Origin of the sequence: Sphingobacterium multivorum (assembly GCF_900457465.1) — a bacterium.
GTDB lineage: Bacteria > Bacteroidota > Bacteroidia > Sphingobacteriales > Sphingobacteriaceae > Sphingobacterium > Sphingobacterium multivorum.
In genome coordinates this window covers 32,441-51,248 of record NZ_UAUU01000004.1, presented here as the reverse complement: position 1 = coordinate 51,248, position 18,808 = coordinate 32,441, and the positions used below count along the sequence as shown (strand labels likewise).

The following is an 18,808-nucleotide window of genomic DNA, read 5'->3' as shown; positions in this document are numbered from 1 at the left end:
AATACGATGAAAAAAGTAGTAGGTACTTTCCTTCTTGCATTGCTCGCCTGGCATACAAGTCCAGCGCAATCCAATCCGAAAATGGACACATTCATTGATCAGCTTATGGCTAAGATGACTGTCGAAGAAAAGATTGGACAACTTAATTTGGTAACCGGTGGCGAAGCGACAACTGGAACCACTGTATCCACCGATGTGGATACCAAAATTAGAAACGGCCAAATCGGTGGTATTTTCAGCATGAGCACACCAGCGAAAATTCGCAAAACGCAAGAAATAGCCGTCAAGCAATCCCGCTTAAAAATACCTATCATTTTTGGAATGGATGTCATTCACGGTTATCGTACGGTATTCCCAATTCCCTTAGGTCTTGCTGCTACCTGGGATATGAACTTGATTCAACAATCGGCACGTATTGCCGCCGAAGAAGCTACCGCTGATGGAATTAATTGGGCATTTTCGCCCATGGTCGATATCTCGCGCGATCCACGCTGGGGCCGTATTTCCGAAGGTGCGGGTGAAGATACCTATCTAAGCTCGCGGGTTGCAGAAGCCATCGTCCATGGCTTCCAAGGGGATAACCTGGCAGCACATAACACCATGATGGCCTGTGTCAAACATTTCGCCTTATATGGTGCAGCCGAAGGTGGTCGTGATTACAATAGCACGGATATGAGCCTTCACCGCATGTACAACGAATATCTACCTCCTTATAAAGCAGCGATAGATGCGGGAGCAGGAAGTATCATGACTTCTTTTAACGATATCAATGGTGTCCCTGCCTCGGCAAATAAATGGTTAATGACGGATGTCTTACGTAAGCAATGGGGCTTTAAAGGATTGGTCGTAACTGATTACACTGCTGTAAACGAATTAACAGCACATGGCCTCGGTGACCTCCAACAGGTCTCGGCCTTAAGCCTGAATGCTGGCGTTGATATGGATATGGTTGGTGAAGGGTTTCTGACGACACTAAAAAAATCTTTAGATGCGGGCAAGGTCAAAATAGCAGACATCGATAGGGCCTGCCGGTTTGTTTTGGAAGCCAAGTATAAATTAGGCTTATTTGACGATCCCTACTGCTATTGTGACGAAAAACGGGCAAAAACTGTAATCGGATCGGCTGCCAATCATGCCAAAGCCCGGGAAATTGCAGCAAAATCTTTTGTCTTGCTGAAAAATGAAAACCAAGCACTTCCATTAAAAAAAACAGGTACAATTGCTGTCATTGGTCCATTAGCCAATTCAGGTCCAAATATGCCCGGAACATGGAGTGTCAGTGCTGAATTGGACAAAACAGCCTCTTTAGTGGAGGGAATGAAAGCCGTGTTGGGTAATCAAGTCAATATCCTCACACACCTGGGCAGCAATCTGTTGGAAGATCCAATTTACCAAAAGCATGCAACCATGTTTGGCCGTACCATAACACGCGATTCCCGAAAAGAAGAGGAGATCATCGCAGACGCTGTAAAAGTTGCTCAACAATCCGATGTGGTCGTGGCTGCCCTTGGTGAATCATCAGAAATGTCGGGTGAAAGCTCCAGTCGCTCCGAATTGGATATTCCGAAAAATCAACAGAACCTGTTAAAAGCATTACTGGCAACAGGAAAACCAGTTATATTGGTGTTATTTACGGGTAGACCACTTACGCTTACCTGGGAAGATGCTCACGTACCAGCCATATTAAATGTGTGGTTTGGCGGAACGGAAACAGGAAAAGCAGTAGCCGATGTCTTATTTGGGGACGTCGTTCCTTCAGGTAAGATTACCGCCACCTTCCCACGCAATGTTGGTCAGATTCCGATCTATTATGCGCATAAAAACACCGGTAGACCCTACGGAAACTCGGGCGATTTTGAAAAATTCAAATCAAATTATCTCGATGTAAGCAATTCCCCACTCTACCCTTTTGGTTATGGATTAAGTTATACGACGTTTACCTATGGTGAAATTCGTCTTGACCGCAACACAATTGACGATAAAGGTACGCTGCTAGCAAGTATCGACATCTGCAATACAGGAAACTATGATGCGGAAGAAACCGTGCAGCTCTATATCCAGGATGTTGTTGGTTCTGTCACGCGTCCTGTAAAAGAATTAAAAGGCTTTCAAAAAATATTCCTCAAAAAAGGAGATCAAAAAACGGTAAACTTTAACATCAAAGTAGATGATCTCAAATTTTTTGACAACAATCTGAATTACGTTGCCGAACCAGGAACTTTCAAAGTCTACATTGGTCCCAACAGCCGTGATGTCAAAGAAAAAGAGTTTGAATTGCTTTAAATCTATTGCATCTCTATAAAAAAACAAGGCGACACTTCGAAAATAAGTGCCGCCTTGTCTATGTTTAACGATGTCTATGTTTAACGATGTCTATGTTTAGTCATTGCTATTTCTAGCTACTCCATATTCCCATCAAAGCTTTCAAACAATAAACGCAATTCCGCCGCTTTTTCTGGATATTCCGTTAAAATATTGGTTCTTTCACTCGGATCCCAGGCAATGTTATGTAGTTCTTCAATAGCATCATAAGGTTTACCCGAAATCTGATTGACTCCGCCTGCTATCCGACGATACTTCCAGTCACCTGACCGAACCGCCTCAACATGTCCATAATTCACTAAAAATATTGGTCTATGTGCTGTTTTTAAATCTTCCGATTTGCCGTTCAATAAAGAATCGATCGCTTGACCATCGATAGATTTCTTCGGCAATGATGCACCGGTCCATTTGGCGATGGTCGGCAACACATCCAAGTTGCTAATTGCCTGTCGAAGAACTTTCCCTTCTTGGGCATAGCCCTTTCCATAAACAATGAACGGTACACGGACACCACCTTCTGTTGTTTCGGCTTTAGAACCTTTGAAGACACCTGCAGTACCCACATGCCAGTTCTTTGTAGCGTGATCGTCAGACATTCGCGATGGATAAGCTATCCAGGGACCATTATCACTTGAAAAAATTAAAATGGTGTTATCGGCGAGGCCTTTTCGCTCAACCGTTTTCCAGAGCTCCGAAAAATTATGATCCAGCTCCTGCATCACCGCACCCAGAGGGCCTGCATTTTGCTGATCTGCAAATCGGTTCTTTTTGTTGGCAAATGCCAAAGGAAGATGTGGAAAATTATGCGCATAGTATAAAAAGAATGGATGATCTTTATCTTGATTTTCAATAAACTTCACTGTTTCTTTGTGATAAAGTGCGCTCAGATCCGAATCGTCGGGTGCCACGACTTCAGGTTTCCGATTCCGGAAGATCTTAATGACAGAGTCGGTCTTTACATAAGGATCGCGGTAATCGTGGCTATACAGCATGCCATAAAAAGAATCGAAGCCTTGCTGATTAGGATGATGGTAAGTTTGTTTATCTCCTAAATGCCATTTTCCGACCAATGCTGTCCGATAGCCTACCTTTTTTAATAATTCGGCAATCGTTTCCTCCTCATCAGGCAAGCCTAAATCTGAGCCTGGACCGATTGGTGCTGGAAGATTATAACGTGAAGCATATCTCCCGGTTAATAAAGAAGCTCTTGAAGGTGTACACGAGGGCGTAGAAACCATAAAGTTTGTTGCTCTCACGCCCTTACTGGCGATCGAATCCAAAAAGGGGGTTGAAATATTCGGACTTCCATAACAGCCAATGTCGCTATATCCGAGATCATCGGTCAAAATTAAGATAATATTAGGCTTTTTTTGCTGGGCATTGGCAAAAGCCACCAGTAAAAATAAAGCCATAGCGGTCATAAATTTAGTGTATCGCATCATAGTTGTATGAGTTAATTGGATTCGTGCCACAAGATAACAATTTTTACCAATTTGGATTCTGTTTTAAATTCGGATTGAGGTTAATTTCCCGTTGTGGAATGGGCCAGAGATAATGCTTTTTCGCATCAAAAACACGGCTTTCAGAGGCTGCTTCAACGACAACTGCCTCTCCGTTATTATTTTGATAGGTGATGCCATACACTTTACCAGGAACAACCTTTTCAGCAGTTTTCCATCGTCTTATATCCGCGAGATGCAACCCCTCAAATGCCAGTTCCACCGTACGCTCGCGACGAACCAACTGGCGAAGTTGCTCCTGATTTGCTTGATTACTTGTTATTGGAAGTTTTACATCCGTTCGTGAATTTCTAATTTGGTTGATGGCATCGTAAACACTGCCATCAATTTCGCCGAGCTCAATTTTTGCTTCCGCATAGGTCAATAATATCTCAGCATAACGTAATAGTATAATATTCAAGCCACTTTTAGAAGGGTTTGCCAAATCCTTTTTATCGATATACTTCTTTATATTGAAACCTGTTGTAGAAGCAATATAGGTGCTCCCCACAGCATCGGCAGTCCCACTATTTGGTGCTGGATGAAAAATTGCTCCATTTGGAAGTGGATCGCCATCCAAAAAAATTGAAAAAGCAAGCCTCGGGTCACGATTTTTATAGGGATTTTTGGGATCATAACCACTATTGGCATCCGTAATTAAATCGCCTTTGGATGTGGTATAGCTATCGACCAAGGCTTTGGTAGGCACATAGGTACTCTGCCCATTTTGTTGGCTATAGGAGGCTAAGAGGTTAAAGACACTTTGCGTGTATATATTCTCCAGAAATTGCTTATCCAACAATACCTCTTTGTTATTTTCAGCTGCATACGTAAACAGATTTGCGTACGAAGGGTAAAGCTCGAATCGTTTGCCATCGATAATCGTTTTTGCTGCCTTTGCTGCTGCTGCAAAACGTCCTGCATATAAATCCGACCGGGCTTTCAGGCCCAATGCGGCCCAACGGGTTATGCGTCCGATATCGTTACTGGAGTAGCTTTCAGGCAAACTTGCCGCAGCCAGTTCCAATTCGCTGTCGATAAAATCATAGATTTCAGATAGCGTCGCTTGTTGTACTTCTCTTCCTTCCTGTAGTGTCAATGGTGCCTTTACCAGAGGAACTGCACCGAATAAATAGGCCAATTTGATATATTGATAGGCTCTTAACACGCGCGCTTCGCCGATATATCGAGCAATCAATGTTTCATCTTTGCTGCCCTCGATTTTACCAACATTCGCCAAAAAGTAATTGGCTGCACCGATTCCTTTATAGGCACTGCTCCAGGTGTTGTACAACCGAGAACTTGAAGCATCATAGGTACCCAATTCAATATAGGCATCCACAGCGAAAGGCTGATTGACATGGGCTATATCCGTCAATGCATCGGAATAGAAGATTTCTGCTCCATCCAGGTCGTTGTAGAGCGCATTTACAGCTAGCTCCGCATCGGCTTGGCTCTTCCAAAATATATTTTCCGACTGGCGGTCGGTAGGTACAGCATCTAACAGATTCTTATCACAGCTAATCAGCATAAGCGAAAACAGTCCGAAACTGAAAATCAGGTTTCTTTTTTGATATAGATAGTTGTAAAATTTCATTCGTTTTCAATTATATATTATTAACAATCACACTACAGCGTCAAATTGACGCCCAGTGTATAAAGGCCGGTTTGCGGATAATATACCGCTCGTCCAGATTCCGCTTCAGGCTCCAGGTTCCATTCATTCAATTTTGAAATTGTCCATAAATTCGTCGCGGATAGGTATACCCGAAGTTTGTTGATTGCTGTCTTTCCGATAGCATGTAGTGGCACTGTATATCCAACCTGTATGTTTTTCAACCGCAGGTAAGAACCGTTAACCACTAAACGGTCCGAGGTTGCGACATTACGCAAATCATATTTGACCACGCGCGGAAAGCGTGCATCCGTATGTGTTGGTGTCCAATAATTGTTTGTAAATATTTCGTGTGTAAAGCCTTCCTGATTTCCCATCTCAGCCAATGCTCCTGACAATCGGGTATCGACTTTTGCTGCACCTTGAAAGAGCAGATCAAGATCAAAATTCTTAAAGGTGAAACTCCCATTTATTCCGAAGGTATATTTGGGGAAAGAGTTGCCAATAGCGGCCATGTCATTTGCATTGATCACCCCGTCGCCGTTCAAATCCACATATTTCACATCTCCGGGCTTCGTATTTGTAGCATACATAGCGCCATAAGCTTGAATTTCCTCCGCAGACTGAAAGAGACCATCGGTCTTATATCCCCAAAGTGTGTTGATCGGAAGTCCTTTAGCAATAATATACCTTGGGTCAATATCCGATCCGGCAATGTAGGGTCCAGTACCTTTTAGATCGGTTACTTCATTATGGTTGATACTTAAATTTCCATTCAGCTGGTAAGCAAAAGCCCCAGGCGCACTTGGTCTTTTCTGATAATTTGCGCTGAATTCCCAACCGCGATTCAGTACTGTTCCCGCATTTTGGGGTGAAGGCTTTAATCCCAAAACGGCAGGAATATCCAGATTTAGTAGAATATCGTCAGTTACCTTTTTATAGTAATCCAGGGTAAAAGTCAAGCGATTGTTTAGGAAAGCGGCATCCAAGCCCAAATCATACTGCATCGTAGACTCCCAGCCCAATTGCTGATTGGCATAACTGTCCAGTCGATACCCCTGTACAGATTTACCCCCAAAATCATATCCTGCCGCAATGAGGGCAGAATAATAACTATACAAATCTACCGATTGGTTTCCTGTCTTGCCCCAGGAAGCACGCACTTTGAATTCGTTCAACGAATTTCGAATAGGTTCCCAAAAGTTTTCCTTGGATAAGAGCCATCCTGCTGATGCCGAAGGGAAAAAACCATATTGCTTGTCGCCCGCAAAACGGGATGAACCATCGTAACGCCCATTCACTTCGAGCAGATACTTGCCATCCCAATCGTAATTTACCCGACCAAAAAACGAACGCAAGCCATACTGCACATCATATCCATTATTGTTTTTGGTCGCATCATCGGCTCCCTGTCCGATGGAGGTGATATCATTATTGTAGAATCTTTCACGATAAGCCGTCAAGTAATTTTGGTAATTGTGAATCTGTGAATAGCCAACAAGTGCCTTAATATGATTTGGCCCAACCGCCAATTGATAGGTCAACAGATTGTTCCATGTATACTCGCTGCTATTATCACGAATTTCGTTTAATGAATTGATCGGAAAACTTTTTACAATACCTGTATTTCGGTCCTTATTTTCAAAAGCGTTCAAAAAGGTTTTGGTATTATTTAGGTTCACTCTTACACCAAATTGGGACGTAAATAACAAATTTCTCCACAATTGAATGTCGGTTTTAACGATGGAGCTTAAGTAGTTTTCATTAACCTTTTTAAAACCACTTTTCTCAATCAGCATCAAGGGGTTATTGCCTTGAGTACTCAATCCATAGGTACCATCATCATATTTAGGCACCACCCACATCGAGCCATGGAGAAAGTTGTTGATCGGATCACGTCCAGGCTCAGCGGCTTTGCTATATCGGTAGTTTATACTTCCTGTAAAATTAAGCCAAGAGCTTGCTTTATAATCGTTGTTTAGCCTAATATCCGCCAGTTCAGCGCCATAATGATCAATAATACCATCCTGTTTATTATAACGAACCGCCAATCTAGAACGTAGAATGTCATTTCCACCTGCGAATGACAAGGCATGGTCTTGTTGAGGAGCTGTTTTCAACAGTGTATCAAACCATGTATTCGGTAAAGGATATTTTTCGCGATCGGTCGCAGTCCGATAAGCCGTTATTGATTCGTCAGTAAATCGCGCCGGCACAGCCAGCCCCGCGTTACGGTAGGCGTCCTGTTGCAATTGGAGGTAGGATACGGCGTCCATCTGCTTTGGGGTGTTGATTGATTTTTGTAAGGCGTAGTAGCCATTATAATCAATCACAACATGTCCAGATTTTGCACTTTTGGTAGTTACAATAATTACACCGTTGGTCGCACGTGATCCATATATCGCCGTGGAAGCCGCATCCTTCAGGACTGAAATTGAAGCGATATCATTGGGGTTTAACTTGGACCAGGGTTGTTCAATTCCGTCCACAATGACCAAAGCATTATTCTTGCTGAGATCATATCCACTGGTGCTGCTCGAATTGGTATTAAATGTCGTCAATCCTCTAATTCGAATATTGGCAGCCGATTGCCCTGGTTTTCCACCAAGGTCTTGAACAGTCACCCCCGGTAATAAGCCCTGCAAAGCCTGCTGCGTATTAGAAACTGGTCTTTTCGTCAATTTATCACCATCAATACTGGCGATTGAATTGGTCAACGAGATTTTTTTCTGAGTTCCATAGCCAACAACCACCACCTCATCCAGGTCCTGTGTAACTGGCTCTAATTCAATTTTTGTGGGAGATTCGGAAACTAACAAGGTCTTTTTCTTATAGCCAATGCGCGAGAGTGTAATGGAAAATGGTAATTTCTGTCCCGTTACAATTTGAAAAAAACCTTTTTGATCTGTTGTAACAACATGCGTTACAGCTTCGAGTTGAATGGTTACGCCTTCAATAGGCTGCTTACGTTGACTATCATATACATAGCCTGATAAGGAAGCATTGACAATCGGTTTAACATCTGTTTGCGCATATACCTGATGCCCAACGCCAGATAACAATAAACATAGCGACAAGGTAGAATACCGGAGTACCCTAAGATTTTTCATAGATAAAGTATTAATGGTGAATACGAACAAGTGCCAACGCCAATCGAAAACTTGTTTTTATTTTGAAGACATGAGGGGAAGCGAGCGCCTCCCCTGCTGTCAGTTTGAGAAAAGATAAGGGAAATTATCCTATATGACACATTCGCATCTTTCTTACATCAGGGGATTTAGCCTTCAGAGACTTTGCAGTAATACTTACGAAAAATGTGCTTTTACTAATATTGATATGTTCCATAATAATGTGTTAATACGCCACGCTGAAAAGTAATGCATATTTTCAACAGCGATCTGTTATCTTTTCACAAATATAGGAGTAAATTTAATATAATCTACTAATTCTATAGATTTTCTTAAAATAAATATACGAGACCTGCAGAGGGACTATATAAGCAGACTGGTAGCCGTAAAAGGTTACCGATTAAGGTTAAGCAATGAATGCTTATTTTAAAGTTTTTAGATAGGTTTTAATCAGCAGTATTCCTTCATCATGCAGTACGGTGGTTCCCTTTTGAGGCATATGCATCTCTCCAAGCGTAGACATCCGTCCAATAATCTTCGCTTGTTTCAACCAAATTCCAGTTTCATGCATGGGGCTTTCATAACGAAGATCCAGCATGGTCATGTAGGCTGTCCCTTTCGGATTGTGACAATGGGCACAGTTGATTTCCAAATAAGCTCGCGCACGACTTGCAGTTGATTGGGCAAGGTCATCATAACTCGGTAAATTCGTGAAGCTTTTGAAGGACTTCAGATCGAGAGCCCCCTGTTTGGTCAACTGCACCAGTTGCTGAATGCTGTCACCATCGTGACCGATTATCCGGTTCAGATTTCTGATCTTTGGACATATCGGAAACAGCTGATTTCCTTGTCGATGGCATGCCATACAATCGTTTCGTGAAGGAATAATATAATTTGTTTGTCGCTCGTCACCTTTGCTGTCCAAAAACGAAACATGCACGGAAGCACTGTCCATCAACAACAAAGCTTCATCTTGGGCTGCATTCCATTGATAGGTTGCTGCATTCCACTGTCCGTCTTTATAAATCAACAGCCGTGTTTCAAGCAATTGCTGTCGTACATCTCCGGCCGCATCTTTTTGCGGATAAAAAAATGTTTTGGCAATTAGGGTACCATCGGGGAAGCTGGGCAAACCATCATCTGAGGCGATCATTTTTTTTCCCCTGGGAAGAAAGATGACGCGCTTTTTATCGGTATAGTCTGTAAATAAGGTGGAGGCTAATTCATAGGAAATTCCCTGGTCGTTTGGAACAAGATCAGCAATTTTGCCTTTGAATAAATTGTAATCAGATAATTTATCTCGAAACACAATATTATCTTTAGCGATTGTACCCCGCCCCGTATTATTCAATACAATAAAAAATATAGGTATCAATAGAATACCCATCAAAATCAGCACTTTCTTCATTTCACTAATGCTCTTTTCTACCGTTCAAGTCCGTTTTAAATTCGGGCGAAGATAAGATAAAAAAGAGATTACGCTGATTGATATCTGCTATTGAGGTTCAGATTTTACAATGCGTACAGAAAACAATAAAAGTCCCGTTATTTTATCAAAAAATAAAACGGTTTCATGGCTATATACGCGAATAAAAGGTTATATTTAGCTGTCTTTTAACCAAAACTTCGGCTACATGGAAGATATGATTCTCTATAATCGACTTCAGTTCGCATTTACGATTACATTCCATTATTTATTCCCTCAATTGACCATGGGTTTATCCCTCATGATCGTCTATTTCAAATGGAAATTTCTACGGACACAAAACGAAGATTACAACCATGCATCCAAATTTTGGATGAAAATCTTTGCGCTTAACTTCACCATGGGCGTTGTAACAGGTATCCCCATGGAGTTTCAATTTGGTACCAACTGGGCTAAATTTTCTGAACTTACGGGTGGTATTATCGGACAGACCTTAGCCATGGAAGGTATGTTTTCCTTTTTCCTGGAGTCATCATTTCTGGGGATGTTTCTTTTTGGAGAGAAGTTGCTGGGGCATAAGCTCCATTTTTTATCCGGACTCATGGTCTTTATTGGATCTTGGGCTAGTGGTTTCCTGATTATCGCCACACATTCCTGGATGCAGCACCCTGTTGGGTATGAGATTCTTGAAAATGGCAAATTTGTGCTGAACAATTTTAGTGCATTATTCAATAATCCATGGTTATGGCCATCTTATTTACATAATCAAGCCGCTTCGTTGGTGACCAGTTCCTTTTTTGTGGCCTCTATTGGAGCTTTCTATCTCCTAAGTGACCGGCATAGTAAGTTTGGAAAGATATTCGTTAAAAGTGGCGTCATCTTCGGCGCCATTTCATCAGTTATGTTGGCATTTCCTACGGGAGACCTTGCCGCCAAAAACGTAGTCAAATATCAGCCCGCAGCCTTTGCCGGCATGGAGGGCATTTTCAAAACGGAGCAAGGCGGATCCGAGATTATCCTGGTCGGCCAACCCGACATGGAAAACAAAAAGCTGGACAATAAAATAGCGGTGCCGAATGTCTTGAGCTTCCTCACCTACCAGCGCTGGGATGCAGAAATCAAAGGATTAAATGAATTTGACCAGTCCTTACATCCAACCAACGTACCCGGACTGTATTACAGTTATCACATCATGGTAGGGCTGGGTACCATATTCATCGGCATTATGGTCCTGGGAGCGCTACTGCTTTGGCGGAACAAATTGTATCAAACGAAATGGTTATTGTGGATCATCATGTTTATGATTCCTTTTCCATACATCGCGAATACTGCAGGTTGGTATACAGCTGAACTGGGACGGCAACCTTGGCTTGTTTATAATCTCATGCGAATGGTAGACGGTGTATCCCCTACCGTATCTTCCGGAAATACATTATTTACCTTTCTCGGCTTCGTCGGTTTGTACATTCTTTTGGGCTTGTTATTTCTGATGTTAGTCTTGAAGATCATTAGAAAAGGTCCTGAAACGACAGTTGCATTAACCTAATTAGCTATGGAAATATTCTGGTTTATCGTATTAACTTTTATGCTGGGAATTTATATCGTACTCGATGGGTACGATTTTGGAGCGGGAATTATCCATTTATTCTTTGCTAAGACCGAACAGGAGAAAAAAGCTGTTACCAACTCAATTGGGCCGTTTTGGGATGCCAATGAAGTCTGGCTCATCGCCTCTGGTGGTGTCCTATTTTTTGCTTTCCCCACACTCTACGCCTCCTCCTTCAGTGGTTTCTACCTTCCCCTAATGCTTGTACTTTGGTTACTTATTTTTAGAGCAATAAGTCTTGAACTCAGAGGTCAGGTTCATCATCGTCTTTGGGAAGCTTTATGGGATAAGGCTTTCGGCCTCGCAAGCCTGTTGCTGGCACTTTTCTTTGGCGCCGCGCTGGGCAATGTCGTTCGCGGAGTAAACCTGGGTATGGTAGAGAATGGTGTATCTACCCAAGAGCCGCACTATTTCTTCTTGGCACTTTGGAACCCGACATTTGACCCATTAGCCCAACATCAAGGCATCATAGACTGGTTCACTATCATATTAGGTTTAGTTGCCGTCGTTACATTAACCATCCACGGCGCAGGCTGGGTCATTCTGAAAACATCCAGTACATTGAACACGAGACTAAAGAACATTGTTTTTAAGCTCAACTTTGTCTTGCTTATTCTCGTCATACTATCGGCCTATGTATGGCATTATGTGAAACCCATCTCCCTTAACAATCTTCAAAATCATTATTGGCTATGGATATTCCCTGTGATAGCTGCCGTTGGATTACTTGGACAATTTTGGATCAAAACCTTTAAAAAAGATGGTATTGGCTTCCTATTTTCATCGCTGTTCATCCTAGGGAGCTTTGCGACGACCGTTGCTTCCATGTTCCCGATAGTATTGCCTTCAACGAATGACGTAAACCCCTCCTTGACGATTCAAAATGCGGCGGCGCATGAATATGGTCTTTCCGTAGGTTTAGGCTGGTTTATGTTTGCCGCAATTCTGGTGATTGCCTATTTTATCATCCAATTTAGGGTCTTCAAAGGTAAGCTGGATGACGTGGGTTACGGCGAACATTAAGAGCGGTCTCTATTCGAGTCCCAACAACTTATGTTTCATTGCCAGCTGTACGAGCTCAATCATATTTTTAACTTTGAATTTAGTCAGGAGATTGCGTCGATGCGTTTCAACCGTAACTGGACTTAAAAACAACTGTTCAGCAATTTGGTTGGTCGTAAGTCCCTTGGAGATCAACGTCAAAATCTCTTTTTCACGCTGTGTAAGCCGAGGTAGACCGCTGATCGTCGAAATTGCACCACGATAAAGTTCTTTTGCCCGATCACAAACGGCCTCTTTCCCATCGAGCCCGAGCTCTACGCAGCGCAGGAATTCTTCGTTGGTAACATCCTTTAAGATATAGCCATTTCCACCAGCCTGCATAAACTGAAAAATAAGGTTTCCATCGGCTAAATTGCTCAATGCAACAATGGGAATCATCGGAAACAGTTTCCTCACCTGTGTACAGACATCCACCCCATTTGTCTTTAACAGCTGCATATCCATCAGGATGAGATCGGCCCCCGTGATCTTTAAAAATTCAATTAACGCAATCTCTTCCAAAAAGGGGTATACGAGATACCCATCCTGATTATTGAGAAAAGAAGCGACACCTTCCAACAATAAGGGATGATCGTCTAACACTGCAATTATCTTCATGACTCCGCTTATTTAAACCGTTACACCAATTTCGATCTGCGTTCCAGATCCAAGCTTACTCTGAATATCAATTGATCCATTGATCCATTTCACCCTGTTGACCATATTATTTAAACCCAATCCATAATTTAACACAGCAGAATCAAAGCCTTTGCCATTATCCTCAACGAGGATATGGAGTACTTCCTCAGATTTACTTACCTGAACGATAATTGAATCTGCATTTGCATACTTTAGTGCATTTGAAATAGCTTCTTGAACAATTCGATACAGGGCCAACCCCTTTTGAAAGTCCACATTCAATTCAGGCTCGTAGTTCTCAAACTGGATCGAAACGTTACTATTTTTCATCGCCATACACAATTGCTCCAATGCTGCTATCAATCCAAACTGACGCAGCGATTCGGGCATCAGGTTATGGGATATCCGTCTTACTTCACCTAAAATATCGTTCAACTTCTGCGGCACTTCATCTGTCAAGAGCGTACTCTTTGCCACATCGCCGGCAATCTTAAATTTTAAACCTGTCAACATGCCACCTATGCTATCGTGCAGATCTTGGGCAATACGCTGACGCTCCTGCTCCTCTCCTTTTAGCATCGATTCCGAAATTTGCAACTGCTTTTCCTTTTCCATTTTGTCCAATGCGATTTCGTGATTGAGCTGTATCTGTGTATTAAGCTTCCTTTGTTTTCGATAGGAAAAAGTAACAAATAGCACAATAAAGAAAAGCAAAACGGCAATACCCAAAACGAGGAAAATCCGAAATTGGTTGCGTTCCTTTTCTGCGCGCAGATTCAGAATCTCTTTTTCTTTTTCTACGGTTTTATATTTTGCTTCCATCTCATTCATTTTCTCCAACAATTGGACCTTCTGAATACTGTCGGATAGCTGATTTGCCTTATTGGACATTTTCAGCGCATCCTGATAATTACCCATCAGCTCATTTACAGCCGCCAGTTGACTGTACACAATTTTACTGTTGTAAAGATCTCGCGTTAATAATCCATTTTTTACGATTTCCTCCAACTGTAGTTTAGCATCAGCATACTTTTTCTGCAGGAGATACACATTAAACTTTCTGAACCGCATCATCTGGAATAATTTCCAATTGTTCATTTTCACCGACCAATCCAACCCGATATCCAGCAGACGAAGGGCTTCATCAGTCTGTTGCTTTGTGGTAAAATAAAGCGCCTCATTGTAATAGTAATTGGGTAATTGCGAAGAATTTGGATAATCTTTCAAGAGCTGTTTGACTTTATCCAGTAGCACTCTTGCTTCTTTAGATTTCACCTGATAGCAATAATTGCTGACTGTATTGAGATAAGCCACCACAAGTGCTGTACTCGGCGGTTGCTGCTCGAGTTGCTTGATGGCCAATTGATGATATTCATCAGCTTTTGCAAGCTGATTGGACGACATAAAGGTCATGCCGATCATCGTATTTATACTACCTTCCATGATGGGGTCATGTGCTTTGGCATAAGGCAGGCACTTCCCGTTTAGGATATCCAGAAAATCAGCAAATCCTTTTTTAGGAAATCGAATCAAGCCCAGATTATACCAAGCTTTGGCCAAAAGGCCCTGCTGAAAAGGTTTTTGCGCATTTCCAAGGAGGTCTACACATCGTTGGGCTTCAATTCCGGCATTTTTACTATCCAGAAATTGTCCATAATAAAAGCTTTTGTAGAGTGCCCCCATCGCCTGTAAACTCCGGAATGGTTTGGCGAAACGCTCCCCCGCCCGCATATGATCCCAAAATTTGGTCGTATCCCTAAATCGATAGTAATCTGCCAAATAAAAATACTGCATCGCCTTCACACTGTCATCCGAACTCGACAGCAATAACCTTTCCGCATCAGATCGATATTTATTCTCATCCAATGGCAGAAAACTCTGTGCAGTTACAAGATGCACAGTAAAGTATACTATAAAAAAGGCAATTATCTTCGTTAACTCTTTCAACTGAAACATTATTAATCCAATTTCTTAATCATTTAAACAATTAAACTAAATGGGGCCTTTTCAGCCAATGGTTTCATAATATGCAACAAGAAAGTCTGATGGTGGTTCAAGACTTCTCCCTACGTCTAAATTTGCGGTCGATCCGGCTTCGTCAAAGTCGACAGTAGAAAACGTAGGTCGGAAAACCGCAAAGGCAATTAGCGGATCCAAAAAACAAAGATATATCTCCGCGATGAATTGCTAAAGATATTCTTCTACTTTTTTGAAATTAATTTTCCATACAGGATTTGGCCAGTCTATTTAAATATAGGCTAAAACATCTTCCGTTGATAAAAAAGCCTCTCGAGCGATCGAGAGGCTTTTTATCAATGATATTCGCTGCTCTTTTTGGTAGCAATATCGATCAGCAAGTCAAGCTTACATTGGTAAGCCGAAGATACCACATGTGGATTATCCGGCTCAAAAAGCATAGATTTCATCATAGGCACACTAAAAGGCAATGTCCAGGCGCGGAGCGACTTCGCGATAGCATCCATTGCATTAATGCCCTGTAGTGCGTGTACACCATCGGCCCAACAAACCAGTCCGATATGTTTATCCGTCAGGTAAGCCGGTTTATTTTTAGCACTGACCTCAAGCCAATCCAAACAATTTTTCATGACACCGGGAACACTACCATGATAAAGTGGAGACAACCAAAAATGTACATCCGCTTCCAGAAACTGGTTATTCATAATCTTGACGGCATTGGGTACCCGATTGAGGCTCAAATCAAATAAGGGTATTCCGCTATCAGCCAGGTTAAAAATCGTATTTTCAACACCTCGTTGGTTTAGTTGGTCGGAAAAATAGTGTGACAATTTTCCCGAAGTAGATTCTTGCCTTCTTTCCAAGGCGCCATTGAATATTAATGCTTTCATTATACTTTCCCTTTTTTAAAAATAACTTTTGGCATACCAACCTCACCATACATCAAGGTCTGCACAATAGGAATCAAACGTTCCGTCGCCAACATATAAAGTGACGCCGGGATATTCGGACGGGCCCGTATGACAACCTTTTGCTGCTGAAAATGCGATAGATCCATTGCTTGCAAAGCCTGTATCCACAAATCTATTTCCAAAGCCTCTACCGTCTTAAAATCGTAATACGCTGCAACAGGATGAAGTTTTTCCGCCAGGGTCATATAGACCCAAGGCGGGATAATTGCGTCGACAGAACAGTTGATAGCAACCGCCTGATTTCGGAAAGCAGACCAGTCCACCGCGGTCAACGCTTCTCGGAATTCCTTTTCTTTCACGATTGCTTCCCGATACAACAATGTTTTGATGTCAAAACTTTGGATGGCGAGATTGGACTTAAAATCAATCAGATCTAAAGCCAATATACCAGTGTTTTCAACTTTATTTATAAACATATCAAACCAAGCCTGCAATCACGGCATCGTATTTTTGTTCAACAACAGACCAATCCAAAAGCGACCAAAATGCATCTAAATAATCGGCCCTTTTATTCTGATATTTCAAATAATAGGCATGCTCCCAAACATCGACACCCAAAATAGGAAAACCCCTGCCGATCGATTGTGTATCCATCAGGGGATTATCCTGATTGGCGGTTGCGACGACAGCTAAGGCACCGGAATGCTTAACATAAAGCCAGGACCAACCCGAACCGAACTGCCCAAGCCCCGCATTTTTGATATTGGCTTTGAGCTCTTCTAAAGAACCAAAGGCTGCATTTATCTCATCTGCTAACTTCCCTGTAGGTACCGTTTTTGGATTGGGCGATAAGATTTCCCAAAATAACGTATGGTTAAAGTGACCGCCGCCATTATTGCGGACTGCTGGGCTATATGTACTTATGTTTGTGAGTATATCCAATAGCGTGTCAGCTTCGCTTTCCGATCCTTCCAATGCCTTATTTAGGTTGTCGACATAAGCTTGATGATGCTTTTGATGATGAATCGTCATGGTCTCGCGATCAAAATAAGGTTCAAGCGCCGCATAGGCATATGATAACTGGGGTAATTGAAATTTGTGCATAGTTTTATTGTTTTTTATGATAAGTCAAAACTAGAGAATCAATTTTAATAAAACAACTAAACAGTTGTTTTATTAAAGTCATAAAACTAAATTCGAAAAGACTAAACCTGTATCTGAAACACTTTTTAGAACAAAAAATAAAAATGCTATCTTTGTTGGTAGTACATAAAACAACTTTTTTATTGTCAAATGCAGAAAAGTCCAGCTGATCGAATATTGATGTTATTAAAAATGCGCCGAGAAGCCACAGCAGCTGTGATTGCAACAGCGTTGGCGATAACAAAAGAAGGCGCCCGTAAACATTTATTGAACCTCGCGAATCAAAACCTGATCGTATCCAATGCCCGTAGCGAAGGTATAGGCCGCCCTCGACTTATTACAGTCTGTCGCCACAGGGTATGGCAAGATTCCCAGATAGTCATGCCGACATTACAGTACAATTGTTGCAGTCGATTAAACAGGTGCTTGGCGAGAATGCGTTGGATCTACTGATTAGTGACCGGGAGTCTAAGGTATATCAGAAATATACTGAAGCGCTATCAGGTATTGAATCCATCGAAAAAAAACTTGAAATTATAGCCGCAAAAAGAACAGAGGAAGGCTATATGGCTGAATGGAGGAAAGAAGCCGACGATTATCTTCTCATTGAAAATCACTGCCCATATGTGCCGCAGCGACCGAATGTCAGGGATTTGCCGGTCAGAACTGAATAATTTCCAGCAACTCATCGGTCCGGCCTTTCGCATCTGTAGAACAGAATACATCATCGAAAACGCGCCTCGCTGTACCTATCGCATTTCAAAGGCGAAGTAAAACCAATTTCTAAGACATTCCTGCACAAATTACTAATATACCAAAAAGTATTTTTTATATTTGCATTAAAAGAACAGGAATAACATGTCAAAAGCAGAACAGACACGGCAATATATCATTGAAAAAACTGCGCCCATTTTTAATAAGAAAGGCTATTTTGCGACTTCGCTCTCGGACATCACGACAGCGACAGGATTAACAAAAGGAAGTATCTATGGTAATTTCAAGGACAAAGATGACCTGGCTACTCATGTGTATACCTATCAGAGCAAAAAAATCGCCGAAGCCGTTAATCAGCAGATTATACAGCAAAAAACAGCGTTAAAAAAACTCTTGTCTTTTCTAGATTTCTACAAGGAAAATTTCAAAAATATCGCAGCTTCAGGAGGCTGTCCTATGATGAACGCGGCTGTAGAGGCCGATGACTCGCTGTCTTTTCTAACACCTAAAGTCAAACGCTCTTTTGACCTATGGAGACAACAGTTAATTCTAATCCTTGAAGAAGGAGTTGCCAGCGGCGAATTTAAACAGCATATTTCTACCGAAAATTATGCTATTACGTTTATGGCTATGGTTGAAGGCGGAATCCTGCTTTCCAAGATTTCCGGCCGAGCAAAAGATCTTGCCATTGTATTGGATAAAATGAAGGATATGGTGGATCGGGAGATCAAGGCGTAATTTTTTTTACAAAAACAAATACCAATTGGTATATTAATACATTTATATC

The 18,808-nt window shown here is 41.9% G+C and carries 14 protein-coding genes; 5 read left to right on the top strand and 9 right to left on the bottom strand.

Translation table 11 applies throughout. The features are described from left to right. The first annotated feature begins 6 nt into the window (after positions 1-6). Positions 7-2,283, top strand: a complete 2,277-nt coding sequence (bglX, locus tag DTA23_RS06335; RefSeq protein WP_112374160.1) for a beta-glucosidase BglX — start codon at positions 7-9, stop codon at positions 2,281-2,283. Positions 2,284-2,399: 116 nt separating this feature from the next. Here the strand turns inward: bglX and DTA23_RS06330 are convergent, their stop codons facing one another. The 4 genes from DTA23_RS06330 to DTA23_RS06315 form a co-directional block, all read right to left on the bottom strand. Then, positions 2,400-3,734, bottom strand: a complete 1,335-nt coding sequence (locus DTA23_RS06330; RefSeq protein ID WP_239468711.1) for a sulfatase-like hydrolase/transferase — start codon at positions 3,732-3,734, stop codon at positions 2,400-2,402. A gap of 73 nt (positions 3,735-3,807) precedes the next feature. Beyond that, positions 3,808-5,418, bottom strand: coding sequence for a RagB/SusD family nutrient uptake outer membrane protein (locus DTA23_RS06325; protein WP_112374158.1), 1,611 nt, complete (start codon positions 5,416-5,418; stop codon positions 3,808-3,810). 32 nt (positions 5,419-5,450) lie between these two features. Further along, entirely contained in the window at positions 5,451-8,546 is a 3,096-nt protein-coding gene (locus DTA23_RS06320) for a SusC/RagA family TonB-linked outer membrane protein (RefSeq protein ID WP_112374157.1), read from the bottom strand. Between the two features lie 439 nt (positions 8,547-8,985). Beyond that, the gene (locus DTA23_RS06315) at positions 8,986-9,972 is read right to left on the bottom strand and encodes a hypothetical protein (RefSeq protein ID WP_070569519.1); all 987 of its coding nucleotides are present in this window, start codon (positions 9,970-9,972) and stop codon (positions 8,986-8,988) included. Between the two features lie 226 nt (positions 9,973-10,198). On the opposite strand from DTA23_RS06315, the gene DTA23_RS06310 reads away from it, so the two are divergent. Together DTA23_RS06310 and cydB are read left to right on the top strand one after the other, a co-directional pair. Further along, positions 10,199-11,536 (top strand): cytochrome ubiquinol oxidase subunit I, encoded by a 1,338-nt coding sequence (locus tag DTA23_RS06310; protein ID WP_112374156.1) that lies wholly within the window; start codon positions 10,199-10,201, stop codon positions 11,534-11,536. 6 nt (positions 11,537-11,542) lie between these two features. Continuing rightward, positions 11,543-12,619 (top strand): cytochrome d ubiquinol oxidase subunit II, encoded by a 1,077-nt coding sequence (gene cydB, locus DTA23_RS06305; RefSeq protein ID WP_070569513.1) that lies wholly within the window; start codon positions 11,543-11,545, stop codon positions 12,617-12,619. A gap of 9 nt (positions 12,620-12,628) precedes the next feature. On the opposite strand, the gene DTA23_RS06300 is transcribed toward cydB, so the two are convergent. The 5 genes from DTA23_RS06300 to DTA23_RS06280 form a co-directional block, all read right to left on the bottom strand. Next, a complete protein-coding gene (locus DTA23_RS06300) occupies positions 12,629-13,255 on the bottom strand; it encodes a LuxR C-terminal-related transcriptional regulator (RefSeq protein WP_070569509.1) in 627 nt (208 codons plus the stop codon). A 12-nt stretch (positions 13,256-13,267) separates the two neighbouring features. Next, on the bottom strand, positions 13,268-15,223 hold the full coding sequence (locus tag DTA23_RS06295) for a sensor histidine kinase (RefSeq protein WP_172462337.1): 1,956 nt from the start codon (positions 15,221-15,223) through the stop codon (positions 13,268-13,270). Between the two features lie 365 nt (positions 15,224-15,588). Then, positions 15,589-16,143 (bottom strand): NADPH-dependent FMN reductase, encoded by a 555-nt coding sequence (locus DTA23_RS06290; RefSeq protein ID WP_070569503.1) that lies wholly within the window; start codon positions 16,141-16,143, stop codon positions 15,589-15,591. Then, the gene (locus tag DTA23_RS06285) at positions 16,143-16,640 is read right to left on the bottom strand and encodes a DUF2480 family protein (RefSeq protein ID WP_112374155.1); all 498 of its coding nucleotides are present in this window, start codon (positions 16,638-16,640) and stop codon (positions 16,143-16,145) included. Before DTA23_RS06285 ends, DTA23_RS06290 begins: the two co-directional genes overlap by 1 nt. A gap of 1 nt (position 16,641) precedes the next feature. Beyond that, on the bottom strand, positions 16,642-17,268 hold the full coding sequence (locus DTA23_RS06280) for a superoxide dismutase (protein WP_070569497.1): 627 nt from the start codon (positions 17,266-17,268) through the stop codon (positions 16,642-16,644). A gap of 398 nt (positions 17,269-17,666) precedes the next feature. On the opposite strand from DTA23_RS06280, the gene DTA23_RS27460 reads away from it, so the two are divergent. Together DTA23_RS27460 and DTA23_RS06270 are read left to right on the top strand one after the other, a co-directional pair. Beyond that, positions 17,667-17,981, top strand: coding sequence for a helix-turn-helix transcriptional regulator (locus DTA23_RS27460; RefSeq protein WP_218565305.1), 315 nt, complete (start codon positions 17,667-17,669; stop codon positions 17,979-17,981). Between the two features lie 184 nt (positions 17,982-18,165). Next, the gene (locus tag DTA23_RS06270) at positions 18,166-18,759 is read left to right on the top strand and encodes a TetR/AcrR family transcriptional regulator (protein ID WP_070569491.1); all 594 of its coding nucleotides are present in this window, start codon (positions 18,166-18,168) and stop codon (positions 18,757-18,759) included. Positions 18,760-18,808: the final 49 nt, after the last annotated feature.